The sequence below is a fragment of the Brucella sp. NBRC 12950 genome (assembly GCF_030268145.1).
Taxonomy (GTDB): domain Bacteria; phylum Pseudomonadota; class Alphaproteobacteria; order Rhizobiales; family Rhizobiaceae; genus Brucella.
In genome coordinates, this window is record NZ_BSQC01000012.1 from 193,753 (window position 1) to 215,647 (window position 21,895).

A 21,895-nucleotide genomic window follows, 5' to 3' on the forward strand; every position below is an offset into this window, starting at 1 on the left:
GTTCCGGATGCAGTTGGTTTTATTCAGACGACAGTGCCACTGCCGGTAACAGCCGTGATGCCTTGCGGGCTGGCAGGAAGCCAAATACCAGACCTGTCGCGAACGCACAGGTGAATGCAAGCAATACAGGTCCCGCGCTGAAGGCTACCGATACGCCTGCAAGCGATATGAGGGTTGCTGCACCAACACCCAGTATTACGCCAAACGCACCGCCAATCGCAGAGACTGTAAGAGCCTCGGTGATGAACTGGAGCAGAATGTCGCGCCGGCGCGCGCCTGTGGCCATGCGGACACCGATTTCGCGGGTGCGTTCGGTTACGCTTACAAGCATGATATTCATCACGCCAATGCCGCCGACCAGCAGTGATATTGCTGCCACCGATCCCAGAAACAGTGTGAGCGTACTGCCCATGGCTGCCGCATCGTCACGAATGGACGACATGTTGGTAATCATCGTGTCGCGTTGCTTATGACGCTGGTCAAGAAGCTCCTGAATTTGGTCCTGAGTCGTGTCGATCAGATCGGGATCTTTGACCTGAACCGTGATGGTGCGGACATATTTCTGACCAAAGAGCCGGAGATTGCCGGTTGATAGCGGGACGATAACCACGTCATCCTGATCGGAACCGCCGAAACCTGCTCCTTTTGTTTCCAGAGTGCCGATCACCTGAAACGGTATTTTCTGGATCAGGATATATTGGCCGATCGGGTTCGAGCCATCAGGGAACAGGGTTTTGACCACAGTCGAGCCAAGCACGGCAACCGGCGCATAGGTTTCCATGTCATGTTCGGTGATGAAGTCACCCGTTGTAACTTTCCACGACTTGGCTTCCGAGAAAGCTGCAACCGTGCCATTGGCCTGCGATTGATAATCAACATTGCCACGCCGCAAGGTGACGCTGCCGGTCACTTCCGGGACGGCTGTCTTCACATTTGGCAATTGCAGGATTGCATCGGCATCAGCCGGGACAAGTGTTGCGACGGAGCCAGAACCCCGAAAGCCCGGCATCGACGGTCGAATGAGAACAAGGTCGGTGCCCATCGCATTGATGCGATCCAGAATGGAATTCTGCGCTCCTGTGCCGATTGCAAGCATGGTGACAACCGAACTAACACCGATGATGATGCCAAGCAGTGTCAGGACCGTGCGGAAAATATTGGCGCGCAGCGCACGCATCGCCATTTTGACCGCTTCAGAAATATCGGCGATATGAGCAGCGCCGCTTTGGGTCATCTGTTGCAGCGTTTTAGGCGCATCAGTATCCGGCATTTCACGCTTGGTGGTGTCGGACAGGATTTGACCATCGCGGATTTCAATCAGGCGGTCAGCCCGTTCCGCAACTTCGCGCGCATGGGTGATGACGATGATCGTATGACCCTGCTCATGCATGGAACGCAGAAGCGCCATGACGTCTTCACCGCTCTGGCTATCGAGCGCGCCGGTCGGTTCATCGGCGAGAATGATGCGTCCGCCATTCATCAAGGCGCGCGCAATCGAGACGCGCTGTTGCTGGCCACCAGAAAGCTGATTGGGCCGATGGTCCAGCCTGTCACCCAGTTTCAGCGATCCCAGAAGCTCGGCTGCGCGTTCGTGGCGTTCTGCAGCAGGCATACCCGCATAGATAGCCGGAACCTCGACATTTTCCTGCGCGGTCGATGTTGCTATCAGATTGTAGCTCTGGAAGACGAAGCCGAAAGTGCGGCGGCGTAGTGCTGCCAACTCATCTGCGTCAAGCGTCGATACGTCTTCGCCATCGAGCAGATATTGTCCGCCGCTGGGGCTGTCCAGACAGCCCAGAATGTTCATCAGTGTTGACTTGCCGGAGCCGGACGCACCCTTGATGGCGACGAACTCACCGGCCCTGATGTCGAGCGTTATCCCGTGCAGCACCTCAACGGCTAAATCGCCATTGTGATAGGTTTTGCGGATATCCTGCAATCTGATGAGGGGCGCGTCATTCATGGCGGTGCTCATCAGAAGAACATGCCGCCCGGTCTGCGGCCGCGCTGGGTTGAGCCTGCCGTCGCAGATGCGGATGTGACGACCACCTTGTCGCCTTCTTCAAGGCCGCTTTTAACCTCTGCCTGCACGCGATTGCGAACGCCAATTTCCACAACGCGTTCTGCGGTTGCGCCGCTCTTATCCACGACCTGAACGGTCGTTTGTGGTTTGCCGGTACCTTCGCGTTTCTGGTTCAGCGCGGCAGTTGGAATAATCAGCACATTGTCTGCGTGGTCGAGAACAAAATAGACCTGTGCGCTCATATTGATCATGAGTTCGCCGGTTGGATTGGGAACGTCGAACAGCGCGTAATAGAGAACGACGTTGTTGTCGGTCTGCGGGGTAGGTTTGATCTGACGCAGAGTGCCGGTGAAGCGCTTGTCTGGTTGACCGAGCAATGTGAAGTAGACCGGAATATTGGGCTTCAACTTGCTGATATCGGCTTCCGAAACCTGTGCTTCCACGGTCATTACCTTGAGGTCAGCGACCGTGACAACTGTCGGTGCGCTTTGCACTGCGTTGAGCGTTTCGCCTTCCTTGGCGCTCTGATCGACAACAGTGCCGACCATCGGGCTGTAGATCTTGGTGTAGCCGAGATCGACCTTGTCACTGGCGAGCTGTGCTTCCTGTTGGCGGATTTGCGCGCTCAGGGCTTTCACATCGGCTTCCGCCATGGCGAGATCGGCATCGGCCTGATCGATGGTCGATTGCGATGCGTTGCGGGTCGCAAGCAGCGAGCGCTGGCGAGCGGCATTGGACTTTTTCAATGTCAGCTGCGCCTGCTTGCTCAGAAGCTGTGCCTTGAGATTATCGAGCTGTGCACTGGCAATCTCGACCTTCTTTTCAAAGGGTGACGGGTCGATTTCGGCAATCAGATCGCCCTGCTTGACCTCGTCGCCGATCTCAACTTTGACGCTTTTCAGCTGTCCCGAGACCTGCGCGCCAACATTGATGCTGCGCAGCGCGCTCAGCGTGCCGACTGCGGTGATCGAGTTTTCGATGTTGCCGCGTTCAACGGTTTCAGCCAGATAGGTGCTTTTCTGGCTGCCGGCTTCTCGCCCGCTCAGGAAATACCAGCCCGCGCCCAAGGCTATGGCCGCTATCGGCAACCAGACCCACAAGCGGTTACGCCCACGCGATGCGCGTTTACCTGATGCGGTCGTCTTTGGACCCGTGGCCTGTGAATCGGTGGATCTAAGCACCCTGCAACCCCTGAGAATTCATTATAAAAAATAGTGTTCTGCGGATATCTATGCCGACCAACTCAGGAATTCATCTTAATTATTTGTCATGCGCCTAATGGTCATAGGCTTGGGCTCTGTTAAAAATGGTGCTTTAGAGAGTGCATATAAAAAAGCCGGAACGAGGTTCCGGCTTTTTATCACAATGGTTGGATTGCCTAATCAGGCTGTGCCGGTTGAACCGAAGCCGCCAGCGCCGCGTGCGGTTTCGCTGACCTGTGAGCGCTCTTCGATCTTTGGCTGGACGACTGGAGCGAAGACGGCCTGTGCAATGCGCATACCGCGTTCGATGCGGAAATCGTCGTCACTCAGGTTGATGAGCAGTACCTTCACTTCGCCACGATAATCAGAATCGATTGTGCCCGGCGTGTTGAGGCAGGTGATGCCGTTCTTGAAAGCCAAGCCCGAACGAGGGCGGATCTGCACTTCATAGCCTTCCGGGATTTCAAAGATGAGACCGGTTGGCACCAGAGTGCGGCGACCCGGCAGAAGTACGATCTGGCGGTCTTCGGCGACGGCGGCTCGAAGATCCATGCCAGCCGAACCGGAAGTTTCGTAAGCGGGGAGTTCAAGGCCTTCCGCATGTTCAAGGCGAATGATGCCGAGCGTTGGTGCTGTCATGAGGGGGCCTTTCCTACGTGAAGTTAAATTGGCGACGCTCATACGTGAAAACACATGAAAGGTGTACCGCCTATTTTCAGTTTTGCAATGATAGTGCAGCACAGGATCATGCTTTTTGCTGATGGATCAGTATTTAATGAGCCCGCCATCCACAGCATACTGGCTGCCTGTAACATAGGATGCGTCATCAGAAAGCAGGAAAAGAGCCACGGCTGCCGCTTCATCAGCCGTACCGGCACGCCCGAGCGGCACCTGATCGACGACAAAACGTTCAAATCCGCTTCGCGCTTCATCGGGCAGGAAATGCCGGAAATTCGTTTCTATTGGTCCGGGCACGATGACGTTGGCCCTGATGCCACGGGGTGCGAGCGCGGACGCCCAGGAGCGTGTCATGGCAATGACCGCACCTTTGGTAGCAGCGTAAAGACTGGTGGCTGCAGCGCCTTCATAGGTTGAGCTGGACGATGTGACGACGACCGAGCTGCCCTGATTGAGATATGGCGAAAGGCTGGCCAGTTGGAGCATTGGCCCGCGAACATTGGTTGCCATCATGGCATCGAAATCCGCAGCCGTGATTTCTTCAGGCGCTCCCAGCGAAGCAAAGGCTGCATTCAGCCAAAGCCCATCAAGCGGACCAATGGCTTTCACCGCTTCAGCGAGACTGTGTGCTGCATCAGGATCGGCAGCGTCATTGCGAATGACTTCAGCCTTCTCACCGAGCGTCTGGCGGGCTGAGTGAATTCGTTCGTTGTTCATACCGGTCAGAACAACATAACCGCCTTCAGCAATGATCCGGCGGGCACCCGCCAGGCCCATGCCGCTTGTTCCGCCTGTGATCAGAATGCGCTTATTGTGAAACCGGCTCATCTGGATGTCCTTGCCGTTGCGTGACGGTCGGGCAGCACTCAAATCGTATCGAGCGGCACGGCTGTCGTTTCCTTGATCTCCTCCATGACGAAAGACGCTGATACATCCGATAAGGGGACACTGGCAATCAATCGCTGATAGAGGCGGTCATAGGCCTTGACGTCGGAAACGCGCGCTTTGAGCACATAGTCGAGATCGCCGGTCATGCGGTAGACGCCGACAATTTCCGGAAAGCGCGCCATGGCGCTGCGAAACTTGCCGAGCCATTCGGGGTCGTGGCTCGATGTGCGAACCAGAATGAAGACGGATAGGCCGCAACCAGCCATCTCGGCATCAATCAGAGCGACACGCGCCTTGATGATCCCTGCGTCTTCCATGCGCTTGACCCGTCGCCAGCAGGCATTGCGGGACAGGTGCACGCGCTCGGAGAGAGAATCAACAGACAGAGTGCCGTCAATCTGCAATTCATCCAAGATTTTGCGGTCAATTTCGTCTAAAGTGAGTTTCATATTGGGATGATTGTCTCATAAAATATCAATTATCAAGGATAAATTGAGATTTCATCTCGTCTGCTTTTGCTAGAATGATTTTCTAGTAAGGCGCTTTAGAGCGCTGGACAAAAGGGAACGAATTGCTCATTGACGGGAGTATTTCCAATGACCACTCGCATCACACGCCTCTTTACTGAACATCCAGAGTCAGTTGACGAAACCTATTTTCAGCATATGGCCTTTGCTGGTCGTTTTTCATTCAAGCTTTTTTGTGCAGCCTTCGCCGCACTCATTCATGCAATTTTGCCATTTTTGTTCGAGAAGACTGCGAGCACAATCGTTCGCCAGCTTTATGAGCGGACTCATAACCGGGGCCGGTAAACACCGGATCGAAAATGTGTCGTTGGGCCGCCTATCTCGGACCTGAAACCTATCTGGAAGACATCATATCGTCTCCATGTCATTCGCTCGTGGCGCAAAGCCACGACGCGCATGAAGCGAAAACGCGTACCAATGGCGATGGCTTCGGCGTCGCCTGGTATGGCAACCGAAGCGAGCCGGGGCTTTATCGGGATATTTTGCCCGCCTGGTCCGATCAGAATTTACGCAGCCTTGCACGGCAAATCCGGTCGCGCCTTTTTCTTGCGCATGTCCGCGCCTCAACAGGCGGGCTGACAAGTCGTTCCAACTGCCATCCGTTTGTCTCGGGGCGCTGGAGTTTCATGCATAATGGACAGATCGGGGATTTTGACCGGTTGCGACGCAGGCTTGAAAGCCATCTGAGCGATGAGATTTATGTTCAGAAGCATGGCGCAACGGATTCCGAGCTGATCTTTCTGCTGATGCTGGAGTTCGGACTCGAAATTGATCCGGTCCTCGCCATGAAGCGCATGGTCGGGACAATTGTGGAAGAGGCCGTGTGCGCCGGGGTGCCACCATTCTTGCGACTGACGGCTGCTTTTTCGGATGGCAATCAGCTTTATGCAATCCGTTATGCCACTGATGCCTTTGCGCCGACGCTTTATACGGCGACACTGGGCAGTGTATCCGGCATCTGTGTTGTATCCGAGCCGCTTGATGGTGAGGCTGCCAACTGGATGGCTGTGCCGGCAAACAGTTTTGTCACCGTTTCCCGGCAGGGCCGCATTGCGATTGATGTCTTTGAAGGCCCGGTTTCTCAGCCTCGTGACGAAGTGCGGGTTTAAGCGCTACCAATCAATATGCCTGCTGCCAGAACAAGCGCGCCGCCGAAGACTACCTGAAGGGCTGCGCGGAAGAACGGCGTTTCCATATAACGGTTCTGGATGAAGGCGATGGCCCAGAGCTCGAAGAAAACCAGGATTGCAGCGATGCTTGTTGCGGTCCAGAAATCTTTGATGAGATAGGGCAGGGTATGGCCAAGGCCGCCCAGTGTCGTCATCACGCCACAGGAAATGCCGCGCTTGATCGGTGAACCGCGGCCCGAAAGCTTGCCATCATCATGCACGGCTTCCGTGAAACCCATCGAAATACCCGCACCGACCGAGGCTGAGAGGCCGACGAGGAATGTCTGCCATGTATCCTGCGTAGCGAAAGCTGCCGCGAAAATTGGTGCGAGGGTGGAAACGGAACCATCCATCAATCCCGCGAGACCCGGCTGCACATAAGTCAGGATGAATTGCTTGCGTTCGGCCGCACGCTCGTCGTCCTGCACATTATTCGGTGTCAGTTCGTTCTCAAGCGACTCAGCCTTGGCTTCGTGTTTCTTTTCCTGCTGTGCCAGATCGCCCAGAAGCTTGCGGGTCTGTGCATCTGTCACATGTTTCGCGGCCTCAATGTAAAAGCGATAGGCCTGCTCTTCCATTTGCGCTGCTGCATCGCGCACCTTGTCGATGCCAAGCGGGCGTACCAGCCAGTCCGGCTTGCGCTCGTAATAGCCGCTGACATGCTCGCGACGAATAAGCGGGATGCGGTCGCCAAAGCGTGCGCGGTGCCGCTCAATCAATGCATCGCGATGTTCATGCTCTTCTGCGGCCATCTGCTCGAAGATTTTCGCCGATTGCGGGAACTCGTCGCGCAGCCCATCCGCATAAGCAAGATAGATGCGCGCATCGTCTTCCTCGGACGAAATCGCGAGCGCTAGAATCTCCTGTTCGGAGAGTGAATCAAAGGGGCGACGACCATTATTGAAGAACCGGCTGAGCATTTCTCAAATCCATAGTTTAGAATAGTTCTAAAATAAGTTTTGCTGGCTTAAAGTCAAGCCTTGCAGCGAAGGCACAATTGGCGCATTAAACCGAAGCCCTTAAACAGGGCTTCATATCAGGATACCCGATCAGAAGAGAACGAATCGATGGCATCGACAAACTCCCCTACAAGCATCAATCCCCGACCGCTAAACCGGCAGGATTTCCGCACCCTTGGCCTTTCGGCATTGGGCGGCGCGCTGGAGTTTTATGATTTCATCATCTTCGTATTTTTCGCGAGCGTTATCGGACATCTGTTTTTTCCGCCGGATATGCCGGACTGGCTGGTGCTGATCCAGACTTTTGGCATTTTCGCAGCCGGCTATCTGGTGCGCCCGGTCGGCGGCATCGTGCTGGCGCATTTTGGCGACAAGTTTGGCCGCAAGCGCGTCTTCGCATTCTCGGTGTTTCTGATGTCGATCTCGACATTGGCCATGGCCTGCCTGCCAACCTATGCAACGCTTGGTGTTGGCGCGCCGATCTTGCTGATTATCTTCCGCATGTTGCAGGGCGCTGCCATCGGTGGTGAAGTCCCCGGCGCATGGACCTTTGTGGCGGAGCATGTTCCCGCCAATCGTGTTGGCATGGCGTGTGGTTTCCTGTGCTCGGGTCTGACGCTCGGCATCATGATCGGCTCGCTGATCGCGACCGCCATCAACTGGATTTTCACGCCGGAAGAGCTTGCCGGTTACGCATGGCGCATTCCGTTCTTTATCGGCGGTATTTTCGGCCTGTTCGCCGTTTACCTGCGCCGCTGGTTGGCTGAAACGCCGATCTTCACCGAGATGAAGAACAGCCATCTTCTCAAGGATAAGCTGCCGCTCGGCACTGTTCTGCGCAACCACATGCATGGCGTTATCATTTCCGTGCTGCTGACATGGATTCTGTCGGCTGGCATCGTCGTCACCACATTGATGACTGCGACCTTCCTGCAGAAGCTTTATGGTTACACGCCTTTGCAGTCGCTTGCCGCCACAAGCTTCGGCACGCTGTTTCTGATGTTTGGAACGGTGAGTGCCGGCGCGATTGTTGATCGCATTGGCAGCGGCCGCTTCTTTGCGGTTGCAGGCATTTTCTTCGGTGTTGCAACTTTCGTGTTCTACACCTATGCGGCGGTTTCCCTGCCTGTTCTGTTCGCGCTTTATGCGGTGATGGGGCTTTCGGTGGGCATGGTTGGCGCGGTCCCTTATGTGATGGTGCGCGCATTCCCGGCACCTGTTCGTTTCTCTGGCCTGTCGTTTTCTTACAATATTTCCTATGCGGTTTTTGGCGGACTGACGCCGGTGATCGTAACCTCGCTTCTGGCGGTTAACCCGATGGCACACGCCTGGTATCTGGTGTTCATCGCGGTTCTGACCTCTGTGCTTGGCCTCTACCTGATGGCCCGCAGTGATCAGGTTGAAGGTGATATCGGTCTGACAGAGCTTTCGACCGGGACTGCCGTTCCACAGCCGAACTGATAAAAAAAAGGGCCGCGAAAGCGGCCCTTTTTCTTTGTTTTTAAGCATGTCTTTGTCCCAAAACCGGTTCCCACTTTTGGGAGACATGCTCTAGTGTACCGCCAGTTTTGCGGCACCGATTTCCTTATCATGGACAGCGAAGCGGTCGATCATATCGCTACTTGCTTCATTAAAGCCGATCACCGAAACATCCGTACCGCTGGCACGATATTTCAGCACCACCTTGTCGAGCGCACCGACCGAGGTGATGTCCCACAGATGGGCATGGCTGACATCGATCGTTACCCTTTTTGCAGGTGATGAAAAATCGAAAGCTGCAATGAAGTTTTGTGCCGAGGCAAAGAATATCTGGCCCTGAACGGTATAGGTGCGCTCGGTGCCATCCTCGCTCGTTGTTTCGCTCACACGGAACATCTTTGCGACTTTTCCTGCGAAGAACACGCCGGAAAGCAGCACGCCGACCAGAACACCCTTGGCAAGATCATGCGTTGAAACCACCGTTATGACGGTTGCCAGCATGACAATGGAGGAGGATGGCGGGTTGCGGCGCAGATCGAGGATCGAGCGCCATGAGAAGGTGCCGATAGAGACCATGATCATCACGGCCACCAGTGCGGCCATCGGAATAATCCGCACCAGATCGTCGAGAACGAGAATGAGAAATAGCAGGAAAGAGCCAGCCACAAAGGTTGAAAGCCTGCCGCGACCGCCAGACGACACATTGATCACCGACTGTCCGATCATGGCGCAACCACCCATGCCGCCAATCATGGCGGATGCGATATTGCTGGTGCCCTGACCAATACATTCCTGGTTTTTGTTGCTGTTGGTATCCGTCATGTCATCGACAATCTGGGCCGTCATCAGCGATTCAAGCAGGCCGACAGCTGCCAGCGTGATCGAATAAGGCAGGATGATCTGCAGCGTTTCCAGCGTCAGCGGTACTTGTGGAAGCGCGAAGATCGGCAATGCTGATGGCAACTCGCCGAGATCGCCAACGGTTCGCAGATCCATGCCGCTTGTCCATGCAAGCGTGGTGAGGACGGCAATGGCAACGAGCGGCGATGGGATGGCTTTGGTTAAGCGCGGGAAGAGATAGATGATGGCGAGACCGCCTGCGATCATCCAGTAGGTCTCAACCGGAACATGAATGAGTTCAGGCAGCTGCGCCATGAAAATGAGGATAGCAAGCGCATTGACGAAGCCGGTGATGACCGAGCGCGATACAAAACGCATCAGGCGCCCGAGTTTGAGGAAGCCTGCAAAGATTTGCAGAATGCCCATCAGGATCGTGGCTGCAAAGAGATATTGCAACCCGTGTTCCTTGACGAGCGAGACCATCACCACAGCAGTTGCAGCGGTTGCAGCAGAGATCATGCCAGGACGTCCACCAGTGAAGGCGGAAACGCAGGCAATGGCGAAAGAGGCGAAGAGGCCGACCTTGGGGTCGACGCCAGCGATGACCGAAAAGCCGATGGCTTCCGGGATGAGGGCAAGTGCTACGACGATACCGGAAAGAATATCACCGCGAATATTGGAGAACCACTCGCGGCGGTAGGCAGCAAGACGTGTCATTGAATTTTCCGCAAATAGAAGACGGGCGTTGAGAGCCGTCCGATTCAACATGGCCGATTGTAAAAATGGGGGATGTTGTTGCGTTGTCTGGCGGATAGGCGGCCAGAAGAGCCACCCGGGCTTTCACCGGGTCCTTGCGAATACGCCTGTATAAACAAAAAAAGCGCAGCAGGGCAATGGCCCGCTGCGCTTTCTATTGCACGGTGCTGATTAGAGTATCTTTTGCATGAAGGTCAGATCAAGCCAGCGTCCGAATTTCTGGCCGACCTGTTTCAGCGTGCCGCAATCTGAAAAACCCTGCGATTTGTGCAATGCGATGGATGCGGCATTGCCTGCTTCAATACCCGCGACCAGCACATGGACTTTACGCTCGCGTGCTTCTTCCACAAGCTCTGCCAGAAGTGCGCGTCCGATACCGCCGCCGCGCGCATTGCTGGCCACATAAACAGAGAGTTCCGATGAGTGGCGGAAACCTTCAAACGGACGGAAAGGGCCATAACTCGCATAGCCGACGACCTGTTCCTCACGTTCGGCCACCAGAACCGGAAAGCCGTCACGGTTGCGGGCTTTGAGCCATTCGCGACGGTTTTCCAGATCGACGAGCGTTTCGTTCCAGATGGCGAGCGTGTTCTCGACTGCATCATTATAGATCGCAAGCAGAGCAGGGAGGTCAGCTTCGTTGGCAAAGCGAATGGTGAGGGTCATTTCAGAGGCCTTTATAGAAAAGTGTGGTCGCGCAGGGGCTGCCGTCAGGATAAAGCGCATAATTCGGGATAACACCTACCCGCTCCCAGCCGAGATGGGTGTAAATTGCTTCCGCCGGACTGCCGGTTGCGGTGTCCAGGCAGAGAAGTGTCTTGCGTCGGTTACGTGCTTCTTCTTCAACGGCTTCCATCAGCTTGCGTGCAAGACCAAGGCCGCGCGCCTTGCGATGGATCAGCAGTTTTTTAAGATCGGCACGATGCGGCTGATTGGGCATTTGAGCAAGACCAAGCTGAACCGTACCGACGATTTCGCCTTTATGTTCGGCAACCAGAAGGGCCGTGTCGCCTCGCTCTACTTCATTAAAGACGCGGTTCCAGTAAGGGATGAAGCCCTGCCATTCACATGGCGCCATGAAACCAACTGACGCGCCATCATTAACGCAATCGGTCAGGATTTCTGCCAGTGGGAGAAGCGAGGAGCCAGCGTCTTCGTAGTTAAGGACACGAATCATATTGTACTTTCAGAGACTGCTGCGACGTTCGAGTACGATTGTATAACGGGCGGTCGAGGTGCCGGGATTATGAAAGGTAATGCCTTCAGCAAGCGGCATGTAAAGACAGTCGCCGGTATGGAGCTGATAGGCAGTTGCTCCAACGGTGATTTCCATCTGCCCATTCAGGAGCCACAAATGCTGTGTGATGCCTGCATTGGCCGCCTGTGGTGCGAAGGCCACTCTGGCGCCTGCGGGAAATTCGACCTCGATCATGTCGATATTCGACCCGGTTGCCGGTGGTGAAACAGATCGCCGGATATAGCCCGTATCTGGATCACGCCAGACTGGTTGGCGATCATGCGTGAGCAATGGAGAGGTTGGGGCTTCCGCATCGGCAAAGAAGGCTGAGAGCGATGTGCCGAGCGCTGCACAAATGCGCGCCAGAAGCTGTGCGGTCGGGCTGGTTTCGCCACGCTCGATCCGCGAGATCATGGCGCGGCTGACACCTGACGCGTCACCAAGCGCATCCAGCGTCATACCCTGCGCAAGGCGCAGGCGGCGCAGATTTTCGCCAATGGCGTTGTCGAGATGCTCATTCATGTTTTCCATTATCTTAGAATTAATATCTATTATAATGGAGTCAAGCGATTTCGAAAACAGAAACGGCGGGATTTCTCCCGCCGCATTCTTTCTGTCTGAATAATTCTGATTAACCCTGAGCTTTTAGCTCTAACCGGCGGCGATGCAGGACTGGCTCGGTGTAACCATTCGGCTGTTCGCGGCCCTTGAAAACCAGATCGCAAGCGGCCTGAAAAGCAATCGACTTGTCGAAGTTTGCGGCCATCGGGCGATACAGCGGATCGCCTTCATTCTGCTTGTCCACAACGGCTGCCATGCGCTTAAGCGTTTCCATGACTTGCGCTTCCGAAACCACGCCATGATAGAGCCAGTTGGCGATGTGCTGTGCCGAGATGCGCAGCGTTGCACGATCTTCCATCAGGCCGACATTGTTGATGTCCGGCACTTTCGAGCAGCCAACGCCCTGATCAACCCAGCGCACGACATAGCCGAGGATGCCCTGTGCGTTGTTGTCGATTTCGTGCTGGATGTCTTCCGGCGTCCAGTTTGGACGAGGGGCGACCGGCACCGACAGAATATCGTCGAGTTTGGCGCGCGGGCGGCTCTTCAGCTTTTCCTGAACGCTTGCAACATCAATCTGATGATAATGAGTTGCGTGCAGCGTTGCAGCGGTTGGCGATGGCACCCAGGCGGTGTTCGCACCAGCCTTCGGATGGGCGATTTTCTGTTCCAGCATCGCAGCCATCAGGTCCGGCATGGCCCACATGCCCTTACCGATCTGCGCATGGCCGGAAAGGCCGCACTCAAGACCGATATCGACATTCCACTGCTCATAAGCGCCGATCCAGGCAGCCTGCTTCATGTCGCCCTTGCGGATCATCGGGCCAGCTTCCATCGAGGTATGGATTTCGTCGCCGGTGCGATCAAGGAAGCCGGTATTGATGAAGACGACGCGTTCCTTGGCAGCGCGGATCGCTTCCTTGAGGTTAACCGTGGTGCGGCGTTCCTCATCCATGATGCCGATTTTCAGCGTGTTGGGCTTCATGCCAAGCAGCTGTTCGGTGCGGGTGAAGATTTCATTGGCGAATGCCACTTCTTCCGGCCCGTGCATCTTTGGCTTGACGATGTAGACCGAGCCTTCGCGCGAATTCATGTGGCGACCATTCGTGCCAATATCATGCAGTGCGATCAGGCTGGTGAAGGCGGCATCCATGATGCCTTCCGGCACTTCGTGACCTTCGGCATCAATGATCGCCGGATTGGTCATGAGGTGGCCGACATTGCGCACCAGCATCAGCGAACGGCCCTTGAGGCTGAGTTCCGAGCCATCGGCAGCCTTATAGCTGCGGTCGCCATTAAGGCGGCGCGTCATCTGCTTGCCGCCCTTCTCGAAGGTGTCTTCGAGCTTGCCATTCATCAGGCCGAGCCAGTTGCGGTAGACGGCAACCTTGTCTTCTGCATCCACTGCTGCAATCGAATCTTCGCAATCCTGGATCGTACTGACGGCCGATTCCAGAACCATGTCTGCGATATGCGCCGGGTCGGTCTTGCCGATCGGGCTGTCGGCATTGATTACGATATCAACATGCATGTTGTTCTTGGCCAGCAGCACATTGGTCGGTGCCGCCGCATCGCCATTATATCCCTTGAACTGGCTGCCGTCCTTCAAGGCGGTGCTCGAACCGTCGGCAAGCGTTACAGCGAGTTTGCCGTCCGTGACGGAAAAGCCGGTGACGTCGGCCCACTTGCCCGCATTGAGCGGTGCACTTTCGTCGAGGAAATTCTTGGCCCATGCGATGACTTTTTCGCCGCGCTTCGGGTTGTAGCCTTTGCCTTTTTCCGCGCCGTCATCTTCAGAGATAGCATCGGTGCCGTAAAGCGCGTCATAGAGCGAACCCCAGCGTGCATTGGCGGCATTGAGCGCATAGCGGGCATTCATGACCGGAACGACAAGCTGCGGTCCTGCAATATGCATGATTTCCGGATCGACATTGGCGGTCGAGACCTTGAACTCTCCGCCTTCGGGCAGGAGATAGCCGATATCTTTCAGGAATTGCTGATAGTCAGCCTGCGAATAGCCTTTGTCGCGATTGTCCTTGTACCAGGCATCGATCTTGGCCTGCAGGTCGTCGCGCTTCTTGAGGAGGGCGCGATTCTTCGGTGCGAGATCGCGGATGATGGCGGCGAAGCCCTTCCAGAAGGCGTCTGGTTCAACGCCAGTGCCGGGTGCGGCTTCCTTGGCGAGAAACTCCACCAGTTCAGGGGCAACGCGCAAGCCTTCTATCTCAACGTAGTTACCGGCTTTCTGAGAAACCATGGCTCTGCCTCCTTCAAAATAAACAAAATCACCGCCAGCACTCTTCAGTGCCAGCTATCATGCTGTCTTTGAACCGCTTTAGCGCGCTTTCGTCAATCAGCGTGCGGGCACATCATCTGTGACGCTGCGGCGAAAATAGTTTTTACAGTGACAGTCTTGCGCGGATATCGTCAGGCGTAAAGCCCTGTTCGCGCAAGCTGTTGAGTGCCGTATCCTTGCGGCTTTTGGATAGTTTCAAACCATCGTCGCCCAGCACCAGATCATGATGATGATAAAGCGGTTCCGGCAGGCCCAGAAGCTTTTGCAGAAGTCGATGCACGGATGTTGCATGAAACAGATCGCGTCCGCGGACAATATGCGTGATGCCTTGCAGCGCATCATCCACCACGACAGAAAGATGATAGCTGGTGGGGGTGTCTTTGCGGGCGATCACCACGTCGCCCCATTGCGCAGGATTTGCCTTAATAGGCCCAATGCTGATTTGGGTGCCGATTTCGTTCCAGAACAGTGTTTCGCCAGCCATCTCAAGCGCTTTCTCCATATTGAGCCGCCATGCATAGGGGGCACCGGAGACGATGCGTTCCATCTGTTCCTTTTCGCTCAAGTTTCGTTCGCCCTGCGGATAAAGCGGTGTGCCGTCAGGGTCGGCGGGCCATTCCTGGCCTTTGGCATGGGCTTCGCCGATGATCTCCCGTACCTCGGTACGGCTCAGAAAGGCGGGATAGACGAGCCCCTTGTCGGCAAGCTTGGTCAGTGCATTGCGATATTCGCCGAAATGCTCTGACTGGCGGCGTACCGGCTGTTCCCATTCAAGCCCGAGCCAGTGGAGATCATCGTAGATGCCCTGTTCAAGCGCTAGTGTGCAGCGGGCGGTGTCGATGTCTTCCATGCGAAGCAGAAAGCGCCCTTCGCTTGTCCGTGCCATTTGTGCATTGAGAAGTGCGGAATAGGCGTGGCCAAGATGCAATTGACCATTGGGGCTTGGAGCGAAGCGATATACGGGCTGGGTCATGATCATGTCAGTTGATTGTCATCTGATTGCATTGGTACTTTGCAGTTACAGCATCGGCCCGAAAATCGGAATCGATTTTCGGAAAGCACGATGCGTAGATTCGATAGTTTAGAGGGTCCTTTGTGCGTCCGAAAGGACGCGCGGCGCTCTAACTGAAATGAAAGGCCAGGCGATGCGGCGGATCGATACATTGGATGATATTGAAGCCGGGCTTGAAGCACTGGGATTAGCCGACGCACGGTTGCTTGATATCCGCAGTCGGTCCCACGCTGTTCCGCTTCGCAGGTCTCAGCCGGGCTTTGAAAGTCTTGCCTCGATTATCGTTGCGCAACAGGTTTCAACTGCAAGCGCGGCAGCAATATGGGCGCGGTTCAAGCAAGTGATCGATCCGATGACACCGCAAGCTTATATTGCAGGCGGGGAAGAGGCATGGCGTTTTGCCGGGCTTTCGCGACCAAAACAGAGAACGCTTTTTGCTTTGAGTGAAGCTTTGGCAGAAGAAGCAATCGATCTGCATGGGCTGTGCGATCTGCCTGCCGAAGAAGCGATCAAGGCGCTGACCGCTATCAAGGGCATCGGTCCATGGACGGCTGAAGTCTATCTGCTGTTTGCCGCTGGTCATCCCGACGTGTTTCCGGCTGGCGATGTGGCGTTGCAAACGGCTGTCGGTCACGCTTTTGCGCATGAAACGAGACCGGATACAAAGGCGCTTCGCTTGCTTGCGGAAGACTGGGCGCCATGGCGCGGTGTGGCAGCACGTTTGTTCTGGGCATATTACGCTGCGATCAAGGGACGGGAGGCTGCGCCGCTTCTGTAAAAGTTGCGTGTTTCCGGGGACATAAATGCGTTTCTGCTTCACAATGCTGTCACGTCGGGATTACATTATTTGCATCAGGTGAATGACGGCATTTCGATTCGCAGAAACTTGGTATCTTGCCTATCGCACTGCCGCCTTACAGCGGTGGCCCCGCTGTAACCATCTGTTTCTACGCATTATCCTACGCAAAACCGCTTAGCACTTTTGCTGGGAATGCTATTACAAGGTTGGAGCGTTGTAGGTTGCGCCCAGAATGGACGCGCGGCGCTTCGATGAAGAGCGCAATTCCGTACGGAAAGCCATTCGCACTTTTCCTTTCGGAGTTGCTCTGAAGGAGGTGCGCCCTTGAATGTAGCCGTCTCTCCCCGAACCGTTTCGAGCAGTGGTTTGCCTGCTCTGGTTCTCAATGCGGATTATCGGCCGCTCAGCTACTATCCTTTATCGCTCTGGTCCTGGCAGGATGCGATCAAGGCGGTCTTTCTTGAACGCGTGCATATCGTGGCGGAATACGATCAGGTCGTATCCTCGCCATCGTTTTCCATGCGTTTGCCAAGCGTGATCTGTCTGAAGGATTATGTGAAGCCGCCGCGCTATCCGGCGTTTACGCGCTTCAATCTTTTTCTGCGTGATCGTTTTGAATGTCAGTATTGCGGCTCACCGCATGATCTGACGTTTGATCACGTCACCCCGCGTTGCCATGGCGGCGAGACGACGTGGGAAAATGTGGTCGCCGCATGTTCCCCATGCAATCTGCGCAAAGGCGGCTTGATGCCGGCAAGCGCGCATATGTGGCCGCGCCAGAGGCCGGTCCAGCCCACTGTGCAGGATCTGCATAACAATGGGCGTCTTTTCCCACCCAACCATCTCCACGACAGCTGGCTCGACTTTCTTTACTGGGATGTCGAATTGGAGCCTTAGTATCTGTTCCAAAAGTCGCCATGCCGGTCTGCAAATGGCAATTTGTCTGCGTTCCGATGCTCATGTACCCAAAAGTACACTCCGCTTCGGTACTCGAAAATCACCATTTTCGCCACGGCCTGCCGTTTTTTGATCAAGATACTTGAGCTCTTGCGAAGAAAGAAAAACTTCCTCAGAATTCGCTCTTACTTCCCACCTTTTGCAAAAGCGCCGTAGTAGCCAATCGCTGCAAAGAGCAGGCTTGCGACGACGTTCCATCCGGCAAATGACAGGCCGAGGAAGAAGCCCGGCGCGCTGTCACATGCAGGCGGGCGGGTCGCGTTGAGATCGCCAAGCAGATTGCCTGCATCGAGTGTGACCTTCATGGTGGCCGCACTGCAATCGGCCGGTCCTGGCCAGTATTTGAGTTCGACGCCGGTGTGATAGATGGCAAGCGCTAAACCAAAGGTCATCAGCAGCGCGCCGATCAGAATAAGACCGCGTATCAGCACCGGCGGCAGTTTCAAGACATAGGAAATAAAGGCTGCTGCAAGAACCGGGACGCCGATATAATAAGGTGTGCGCTCTTCAAGGCAGAGTTTGCACGGCATGAAACCAGCCAGATGCTCAAAGCCTAAAGCCGTTCCAACAGTTGCGGCAAGGCCCAGCGTCATGATGCCTGCGGTCCAAGCCTGCGTTTTGCCGACCGGTTTGTTAAGTGCAAATGCCATTTGAAATTTCCTGCGCCACACTGGCTCTGTCTATTTTTTCGCGCATCTTGTTCCGAAAACCGGTTCCCACTTTTCGGGATGCGCTCTAGTAATCAAAAATACTGCTTTGCTTCCAAGCAATTAAATTTGACTGACTTGAGGCAAAATCAAAAGTGAAGATATTTAACCGCTAAGAACAGTGCAATTAGCACGACGGCGACCAGACCAGCCAGCAGGCCGAGGCGCTTTTCAATAAAGTGGCGGATCGGTTCACCATAACGCTTCAACAGCCATGCAAGGAAGAAGAAGCGTGCACCGCGAGCGATGATTGCTGATGCAATAAACAGCCAGATATTGATGCCCGCCGCACCGGACAGAATTGTGACAACCTTGATTGGCGGCAAATGCGATAGGCCGGATGTGATGAGCATCAGCAAAATCATGTCGGCGCTGGTCGTTCCGCGCATTTGCTCAAACGTGTCGAGCTTGCCATACATTTCAAGCACAGGTTTGGCGACTTGTTCATAAGCATGATAGCCGAGATACCAGCCCGCTATGCCGCCGAGAACGGAAAAGATCGTCGCTACAAGCGCATAGCGATAGGCGCGTTCAGGCCGCGCGAGCGCCATTGGAAGAAAGAGCACATCGGCTGGCACCAGAAACACTGAGCTTTCTACAAAAGCGATGAAAGCGAGCCAATATTCGGCAGACTTTCGGGCGGCAAGCGAGATCGTCCAGTCATAGAGTCGGCGCAGCATGAAGTTTTCCGGATTTTTATAGGTGCAAACATTCGGGGATTATTTGCACTCTCTATAAATAAAAAAGGTGGCACGAACAATGCGCGCCACCTTTTAATGTCGATGAAGTTCGTTTTATCGCTTGTAGGCGCTGCAGATGTACTTGGTTTCGAGATATTCCTCGATGCCATATTTCGAGCCTTCGCGACCGAGGCCCGACTGCTTCACGCCGCCGAATGGTGCGACTTCGTTGGAGATCAGGCCGGTATTGTGTCCGACCATGCCATATTCCAGTCCTTCGCTGACGCGGATCGCACGGCTGAAGTTCTCGGTATAGAAGTAAGCAGCTAGACCGAAGATCGTGTCGTTGGCAGCAGCGATCACTTCTTCTTCTGTGTCGAAAGCAAAGAGTGGTGCAAGCGGACCGAAGGTTTCTTCCTTGGCAACAAGCATATCTGAGGTGACGCCGGTCAGAATGCCCGGTTCAAAGAACAGGCCACCCAGTTCCTTGCCGCCTGAGATGAGCTTTGCACCTTTCGAAACCGCATCTTCAATATGCGCTTTGACCTTGGTGATGGCTTTTTCTTCGATCATCGGGCCGATGACGACGCCCGGCTCGGTGCCGTTGCCGACTTTGAGTTCTTTCACTTTCGCTGCCAGCTTTTCAGCAAACTTGTCGTAAACGCCGCGCTGAACATAGATGCGGTTGGCGCAAACACAGGTCTGACCGGCATTGCGATATTTGGAAAGCATCGCGCCGTCCACAGCAGCGTCGATGTCTGCATCGTCGAACACGATGAAGGGTGCATTGCCGCCAAGCTCAAGTGAGATGCGCTTGATGGTTGGGGCGCACTGCGCCATCAGCAGGCGGCCAACTTCGGTCGAGCCGGTGAAGGAAAGCTTGCGGACAATGTCATTGCTGGTGAGTTCGGCGCCGATTTCGCGGGCCTTGCCGGTCACGATCTGCAGAACGCCTGCAGGAATGCCAGCCTTTTCAGCCAGAACACCAAGCGCAAGCGCGGTTAGCGGGGTGAGATCAGCCGGGCGGACGATCATCGTGCAGCCAGCAGCCAGTGCGGGCGCTGCCTTTCGCGTAATCATTGCCGCCGGGAAGTTCCATGGCGTGATTGCAGCGGTCACACCGACTGGCTGACGGATGACGGTCAAGCGCTGGCCGGGCTGTGTTGCCGGAATTGTGTCGCCATAGACGCGTTTGGCTTCTTCTGCGAACCATTCAATGAAAGATGCAGCATAAAGAACTTCACCACGCGCCTCGGCGAGTGGTTTGCCCTGTTCCGATGTCATGATAAGGGCAATGTCGTCTGCACTGGCGACAATCAGATCAAACCATTTGCGCAGGATTCCAGCGCGTTCTTTGGCGGTCTTCGCAGCCCATGCCGGAAGTGCCTTGTTCGAAGCGTTGATTGCCTTTTTAATAGTATCGACAGAGAGGGAAGGAACGGTGCCAATGACAGAACCATCTGCCGGGTTGGTTACGTCAATGGTCTTGCCGTCTGCTGCGTCGATCCAGTTTCCATCCACAAGGCATTGCGATTTAAGCAGTGAGGGGTCTTTTAAAGCGAGCATATCTGATATTCCATCCCGATGTTGCGTCAGACGGTCGTTCATTATATTGAACGACATACGATATACTGAATAAATCAGCCGGCAGCGCTAAAGTCAATTCGCCTGTCGATTGGTCAAAGAGGGCATATGGACAAAACCGTACTCGATGAAGAAAGTTCCTTGAAACTGGTTCCGGCTGTGGTCAGGGCAGCGCAAATTCTTGATTGTGTTGCCGAGAGCCGCGAAGGCATCAAACTTTCCGATCTCGTTCGCCAGACCAGCCTGCCCAAAAGCAGTGTTCACGGTCTTTGCCAGACTCTTACGCATTTGAAGTTATTGAAGCTCAATAGCGATGGAAGCTTTACAATGGGCGCGCAGTCGGTTCGCTGGGCCAATGTCTTTCTGGCAAGCAGCGATATTGTGGATGCGTTTCATGAAGCGGTGGCAGAAGCGGAAGAGCTTGGTGCATATACATTGACGCTTTCCCACCTTGAAGGCCCAGAAGTCATCTATCTGTCCTGCCGCAACTCTTCTGCACCGCTTGGTATCACGTTCCGTATTGGTATGCGTGTACCGGCTGTCTTTACTGCGACGGGTAAGGCGATGTTGGCGGCAATGTCTGAGCAGGAGCTTGCTCGCCACCTCCCTTCCGATTGGCCGACGCCTATTACGCCTTCGAGTGTTCAATCTTTGAAGCAGCTCGAAGTCGAAATAGCGGACGTAAAGAAGAGGGGCTATTCGGTTGATGATGGTCAGCTGCGAGAGGGTATGTTTTGTATTGGGGCATCGATTTGTGATCGACCCAATCATCCATCGGCTGGGATTGCGTTATCGATGATGGCGGTTGAGGCTCGGCCGGAGATTGTTGAGACGATGGGCGCACGGGTGCGTGCATTGGCGGATAATGTTGCGGAGCGGATGGGCTGGTTCAGCCCGCCGCGGCGCTGAGTGCTATTATATATAGAGAGATTGAGTTGGGTGAGGGCGCATTGAGCGCCCTTTGTGTTTTTGGTTTGGAATCATGCTGGTTTGGTTGCTTAATGTTTGGTAAAGTTGCCTGGTTTTGTCTGTGGAAAGAAACTTTGTATTTTTTTATGAATGAACGTTGACAGTTTTGTTGTGTGGGGTCTATATGGCGCTCACCGAGGGCGGCGATCGTCGCAAGCGACAGAATGCTTCGTCCTTGGAGTTGAGTTAAGCGATTAAGATTTAGGTTTTGATTGTTTGGTTTGGCGGCGTTGGCGGGGTGAAAGCTTTGTTGATGTATTGAGGAAGGAACGGTTGATAAGGCTGTGAATTTCTTGAAAAAAATGGGTTGACACGGTTTGCACTGTGGATTAGATACCCGGCACCGCAGCGACGGAGCGAGACGAGATTGAGAGTTTGGGCCGAAAGGTTCTGATGACTGAGATTGGGTCGCGGAGTTAAGCGGGTAAGTTTTCGACGGTTTTGCGACTGTCTGTTCTTTGACAATTTTATACAGAAGAAAGAGAAACGTGGGCGGCATTGTCTGCTGATGGTTCGGGTAACCGGATTATCGAACAGAACTTTGGCGGACACGTTTCTTGATAGAACTATGT

At 54.7% G+C, this 21,895-nt stretch carries 21 protein-coding genes and 1 other annotated feature; of the genes, 6 read left to right on the forward strand and 15 right to left on the reverse strand.

The window, feature by feature from the left end; all coding sequences use genetic code 11:
* Positions 1 to 19: 19 nt before the first annotated feature.
* From QSJ70_RS19990 to QSJ70_RS20010, 5 genes are all read right to left on the reverse strand, one after another.
* The gene (locus tag QSJ70_RS19990) at positions 20 to 1,975 is read right to left on the reverse strand and encodes a MacB family efflux pump subunit (RefSeq protein WP_412842069.1); all 1,956 of its coding nucleotides are present in this window, start codon (positions 1,973 to 1,975) and stop codon (positions 20 to 22) included.
* A complete protein-coding gene (locus tag QSJ70_RS19995; protein ID WP_285538979.1) occupies positions 1,975 to 3,204 on the reverse strand; it encodes an efflux RND transporter periplasmic adaptor subunit in 1,230 nt (409 codons plus the stop codon). The genes QSJ70_RS19990 and QSJ70_RS19995 overlap by 1 nt, the downstream gene beginning before the upstream one ends.
* 201 nt (positions 3,205 to 3,405) lie before the next feature.
* Positions 3,406 to 3,864: a dUTP diphosphatase gene (gene dut, locus QSJ70_RS20000; protein WP_007876514.1), complete on the reverse strand. Its 459-nt coding sequence runs from the start codon at positions 3,862 to 3,864 to the stop codon at positions 3,406 to 3,408.
* Between the two features lie 126 nt (positions 3,865 to 3,990).
* Positions 3,991 to 4,731, reverse strand: coding sequence for an SDR family oxidoreductase (locus tag QSJ70_RS20005; RefSeq protein WP_285538981.1), 741 nt, complete (start codon positions 4,729 to 4,731; stop codon positions 3,991 to 3,993).
* 38 nt (positions 4,732 to 4,769) lie between these two features.
* Complete coding sequence (locus QSJ70_RS20010; RefSeq protein WP_200637463.1) at positions 4,770 to 5,240, reverse strand: Lrp/AsnC family transcriptional regulator; 471 nt, start codon at positions 5,238 to 5,240, stop codon at positions 4,770 to 4,772.
* Positions 5,241 to 5,387: 147 nt separating this feature from the next.
* Here QSJ70_RS20010 and QSJ70_RS20015 point away from each other — a divergent pair, with 147 nt between their 5' ends.
* Together QSJ70_RS20015 and QSJ70_RS20020 are read left to right on the forward strand one after the other, a co-directional pair.
* Positions 5,388 to 5,603, forward strand: coding sequence for a DUF6356 family protein (locus QSJ70_RS20015; protein WP_064321024.1), 216 nt, complete (start codon positions 5,388 to 5,390; stop codon positions 5,601 to 5,603).
* Between the two features lie 14 nt (positions 5,604 to 5,617).
* Positions 5,618 to 6,427 carry a class II glutamine amidotransferase gene (locus QSJ70_RS20020; RefSeq protein ID WP_285538985.1) on the forward strand — a complete coding sequence of 270 codons (810 nt, stop codon included), beginning with the start codon at positions 5,618 to 5,620 and terminating at the stop codon, positions 6,425 to 6,427.
* Here QSJ70_RS20020 and mbfA read toward each other — a convergent pair.
* Positions 6,424 to 7,407: an iron exporter MbfA gene (gene mbfA, locus QSJ70_RS20025; RefSeq protein ID WP_112807777.1), complete on the reverse strand. Its 984-nt coding sequence runs from the start codon at positions 7,405 to 7,407 to the stop codon at positions 6,424 to 6,426. The two genes, QSJ70_RS20020 and mbfA, sit on opposite strands and share 4 nt — an antisense overlap.
* A 147-nt stretch (positions 7,408 to 7,554) precedes the next feature.
* Between mbfA and QSJ70_RS20030 the strand changes: the two genes are divergently transcribed.
* A complete protein-coding gene (locus QSJ70_RS20030) occupies positions 7,555 to 8,907 on the forward strand; it encodes an MFS transporter (protein WP_064321023.1) in 1,353 nt (450 codons plus the stop codon).
* Positions 8,908 to 8,997: 90 nt separating this feature from the next.
* On the opposite strand, the gene QSJ70_RS20035 is transcribed toward QSJ70_RS20030, so the two are convergent.
* The 6 genes from QSJ70_RS20035 to gluQRS all read right to left on the reverse strand — a co-directional run bounded on the left by QSJ70_RS20035 (position 8,998) and on the right by gluQRS (position 15,588).
* Positions 8,998 to 10,482, reverse strand: a complete 1,485-nt coding sequence (locus tag QSJ70_RS20035; protein WP_285538990.1) for a SulP family inorganic anion transporter — start codon at positions 10,480 to 10,482, stop codon at positions 8,998 to 9,000.
* A gap of 81 nt (positions 10,483 to 10,563) precedes the next feature.
* Positions 10,564 to 10,619: a sequence feature (sul1 is cis-regulatory element that is thought to sense ions involved in sulfur or methionine metabolism; They are found in Alphaproteobacteria), on the reverse strand.
* A 73-nt stretch (positions 10,620 to 10,692) separates the two neighbouring features.
* Entirely contained in the window at positions 10,693 to 11,187 is a 495-nt protein-coding gene (locus QSJ70_RS20040) for a GNAT family N-acetyltransferase (protein ID WP_079212248.1), read from the reverse strand.
* Position 11,188: 1 nt separating this feature from the next.
* The gene (locus QSJ70_RS20045) at positions 11,189 to 11,698 is read right to left on the reverse strand and encodes a GNAT family N-acetyltransferase (RefSeq protein ID WP_113158610.1); all 510 of its coding nucleotides are present in this window, start codon (positions 11,696 to 11,698) and stop codon (positions 11,189 to 11,191) included.
* Positions 11,699 to 11,707: 9 nt separating this feature from the next.
* Positions 11,708 to 12,280 carry a helix-turn-helix domain-containing protein gene (locus tag QSJ70_RS20050; protein WP_285538993.1) on the reverse strand — a complete coding sequence of 191 codons (573 nt, stop codon included), beginning with the start codon at positions 12,278 to 12,280 and terminating at the stop codon, positions 11,708 to 11,710.
* A 109-nt stretch (positions 12,281 to 12,389) separates the two neighbouring features.
* Complete coding sequence (locus tag QSJ70_RS20055) at positions 12,390 to 14,576, reverse strand: malate synthase G (RefSeq protein ID WP_285538995.1); 2,187 nt, start codon at positions 14,574 to 14,576, stop codon at positions 12,390 to 12,392.
* A gap of 142 nt (positions 14,577 to 14,718) precedes the next feature.
* Positions 14,719 to 15,588, reverse strand: coding sequence for a tRNA glutamyl-Q(34) synthetase GluQRS (gluQRS, locus tag QSJ70_RS20060; protein ID WP_285538997.1), 870 nt, complete (start codon positions 15,586 to 15,588; stop codon positions 14,719 to 14,721).
* A 172-nt stretch (positions 15,589 to 15,760) separates the two neighbouring features.
* Here gluQRS and QSJ70_RS20065 point away from each other — a divergent pair, with 172 nt between their 5' ends.
* Entirely contained in the window at positions 15,761 to 16,405 is a 645-nt protein-coding gene (locus QSJ70_RS20065) for a DNA-3-methyladenine glycosylase family protein (protein ID WP_079212244.1), read from the forward strand.
* A 345-nt stretch (positions 16,406 to 16,750) separates the two neighbouring features.
* Entirely contained in the window at positions 16,751 to 17,323 is a 573-nt protein-coding gene (locus tag QSJ70_RS20070) for an HNH endonuclease (RefSeq protein WP_285538999.1), read from the forward strand.
* A 185-nt stretch (positions 17,324 to 17,508) separates the two neighbouring features.
* On the opposite strand, the gene QSJ70_RS20075 is transcribed toward QSJ70_RS20070, so the two are convergent.
* From QSJ70_RS20075 to QSJ70_RS20085, 3 genes are all read right to left on the reverse strand, one after another.
* Positions 17,509 to 18,033 carry a disulfide bond formation protein B gene (locus QSJ70_RS20075; RefSeq protein WP_113487137.1) on the reverse strand — a complete coding sequence of 175 codons (525 nt, stop codon included), beginning with the start codon at positions 18,031 to 18,033 and terminating at the stop codon, positions 17,509 to 17,511.
* Positions 18,034 to 18,179: 146 nt separating this feature from the next.
* Positions 18,180 to 18,770, reverse strand: a complete 591-nt coding sequence (locus QSJ70_RS20080) for a YqaA family protein (RefSeq protein WP_094505423.1) — start codon at positions 18,768 to 18,770, stop codon at positions 18,180 to 18,182.
* A 114-nt stretch (positions 18,771 to 18,884) separates the two neighbouring features.
* Positions 18,885 to 20,336: an NAD-dependent succinate-semialdehyde dehydrogenase gene (locus tag QSJ70_RS20085; protein ID WP_285539007.1), complete on the reverse strand. Its 1,452-nt coding sequence runs from the start codon at positions 20,334 to 20,336 to the stop codon at positions 18,885 to 18,887.
* Positions 20,337 to 20,462: 126 nt separating this feature from the next.
* Here QSJ70_RS20085 and QSJ70_RS20090 point away from each other — a divergent pair, with 126 nt between their 5' ends.
* The gene (locus tag QSJ70_RS20090) at positions 20,463 to 21,263 is read left to right on the forward strand and encodes an IclR family transcriptional regulator (protein WP_285539009.1); all 801 of its coding nucleotides are present in this window, start codon (positions 20,463 to 20,465) and stop codon (positions 21,261 to 21,263) included.
* The last annotated feature ends 632 nt before the right edge of the window (positions 21,264 to 21,895 follow it).

Coding starts and splice junctions, on each gene's coding strand:
- QSJ70_RS20055 (WP_285538995.1), bottom strand. CDS start 14,576: ATGGTTTCTCAGAAAGCCGGTAACTACGTTGAGATAGAAGGCTTGCGC.
- mbfA (WP_112807777.1), bottom strand. CDS start 7,407: ATGCTCAGCCGGTTCTTCAATAATGGTCGTCGCCCCTTTGATTCACTC.
- QSJ70_RS20020 (WP_285538985.1), top strand. CDS start 5,618: ATGTGTCGTTGGGCCGCCTATCTCGGACCTGAAACCTATCTGGAAGAC.
- gluQRS (WP_285538997.1), bottom strand. CDS start 15,588: ATGACCCAGCCCGTATATCGCTTCGCTCCAAGCCCCAATGGTCAATTG.
- QSJ70_RS20010 (WP_200637463.1), bottom strand. CDS start 5,240: ATGAAACTCACTTTAGACGAAATTGACCGCAAAATCTTGGATGAATTG.
- QSJ70_RS20015 (WP_064321024.1), top strand. CDS start 5,388: ATGACCACTCGCATCACACGCCTCTTTACTGAACATCCAGAGTCAGTT.
- dut (WP_007876514.1), bottom strand. CDS start 3,864: ATGACAGCACCAACGCTCGGCATCATTCGCCTTGAACATGCGGAAGGC.
- QSJ70_RS20085 (WP_285539007.1), bottom strand. CDS start 20,336: ATGCTCGCTTTAAAAGACCCCTCACTGCTTAAATCGCAATGCCTTGTG.
- QSJ70_RS19990 (WP_412842069.1), bottom strand. CDS start 1,975: ATGAGCACCGCCATGAATGACGCGCCCCTCATCAGATTGCAGGATATC.
- QSJ70_RS20065 (WP_079212244.1), top strand. CDS start 15,761: ATGCGGCGGATCGATACATTGGATGATATTGAAGCCGGGCTTGAAGCA.
- QSJ70_RS20090 (WP_285539009.1), top strand. CDS start 20,463: ATGGACAAAACCGTACTCGATGAAGAAAGTTCCTTGAAACTGGTTCCG.
- QSJ70_RS20080 (WP_094505423.1), bottom strand. CDS start 18,770: ATGCTGCGCCGACTCTATGACTGGACGATCTCGCTTGCCGCCCGAAAG.
- QSJ70_RS20075 (WP_113487137.1), bottom strand. CDS start 18,033: ATGGCATTTGCACTTAACAAACCGGTCGGCAAAACGCAGGCTTGGACC.
- QSJ70_RS20005 (WP_285538981.1), bottom strand. CDS start 4,731: ATGAGCCGGTTTCACAATAAGCGCATTCTGATCACAGGCGGAACAAGC.
- QSJ70_RS20050 (WP_285538993.1), bottom strand. CDS start 12,280: ATGAATGAGCATCTCGACAACGCCATTGGCGAAAATCTGCGCCGCCTG.
- QSJ70_RS20030 (WP_064321023.1), top strand. CDS start 7,555: ATGGCATCGACAAACTCCCCTACAAGCATCAATCCCCGACCGCTAAAC.
- QSJ70_RS20040 (WP_079212248.1), bottom strand. CDS start 11,187: ATGACCCTCACCATTCGCTTTGCCAACGAAGCTGACCTCCCTGCTCTG.
- QSJ70_RS20035 (WP_285538990.1), bottom strand. CDS start 10,482: ATGACACGTCTTGCTGCCTACCGCCGCGAGTGGTTCTCCAATATTCGC.
- QSJ70_RS20045 (WP_113158610.1), bottom strand. CDS start 11,698: ATGATTCGTGTCCTTAACTACGAAGACGCTGGCTCCTCGCTTCTCCCA.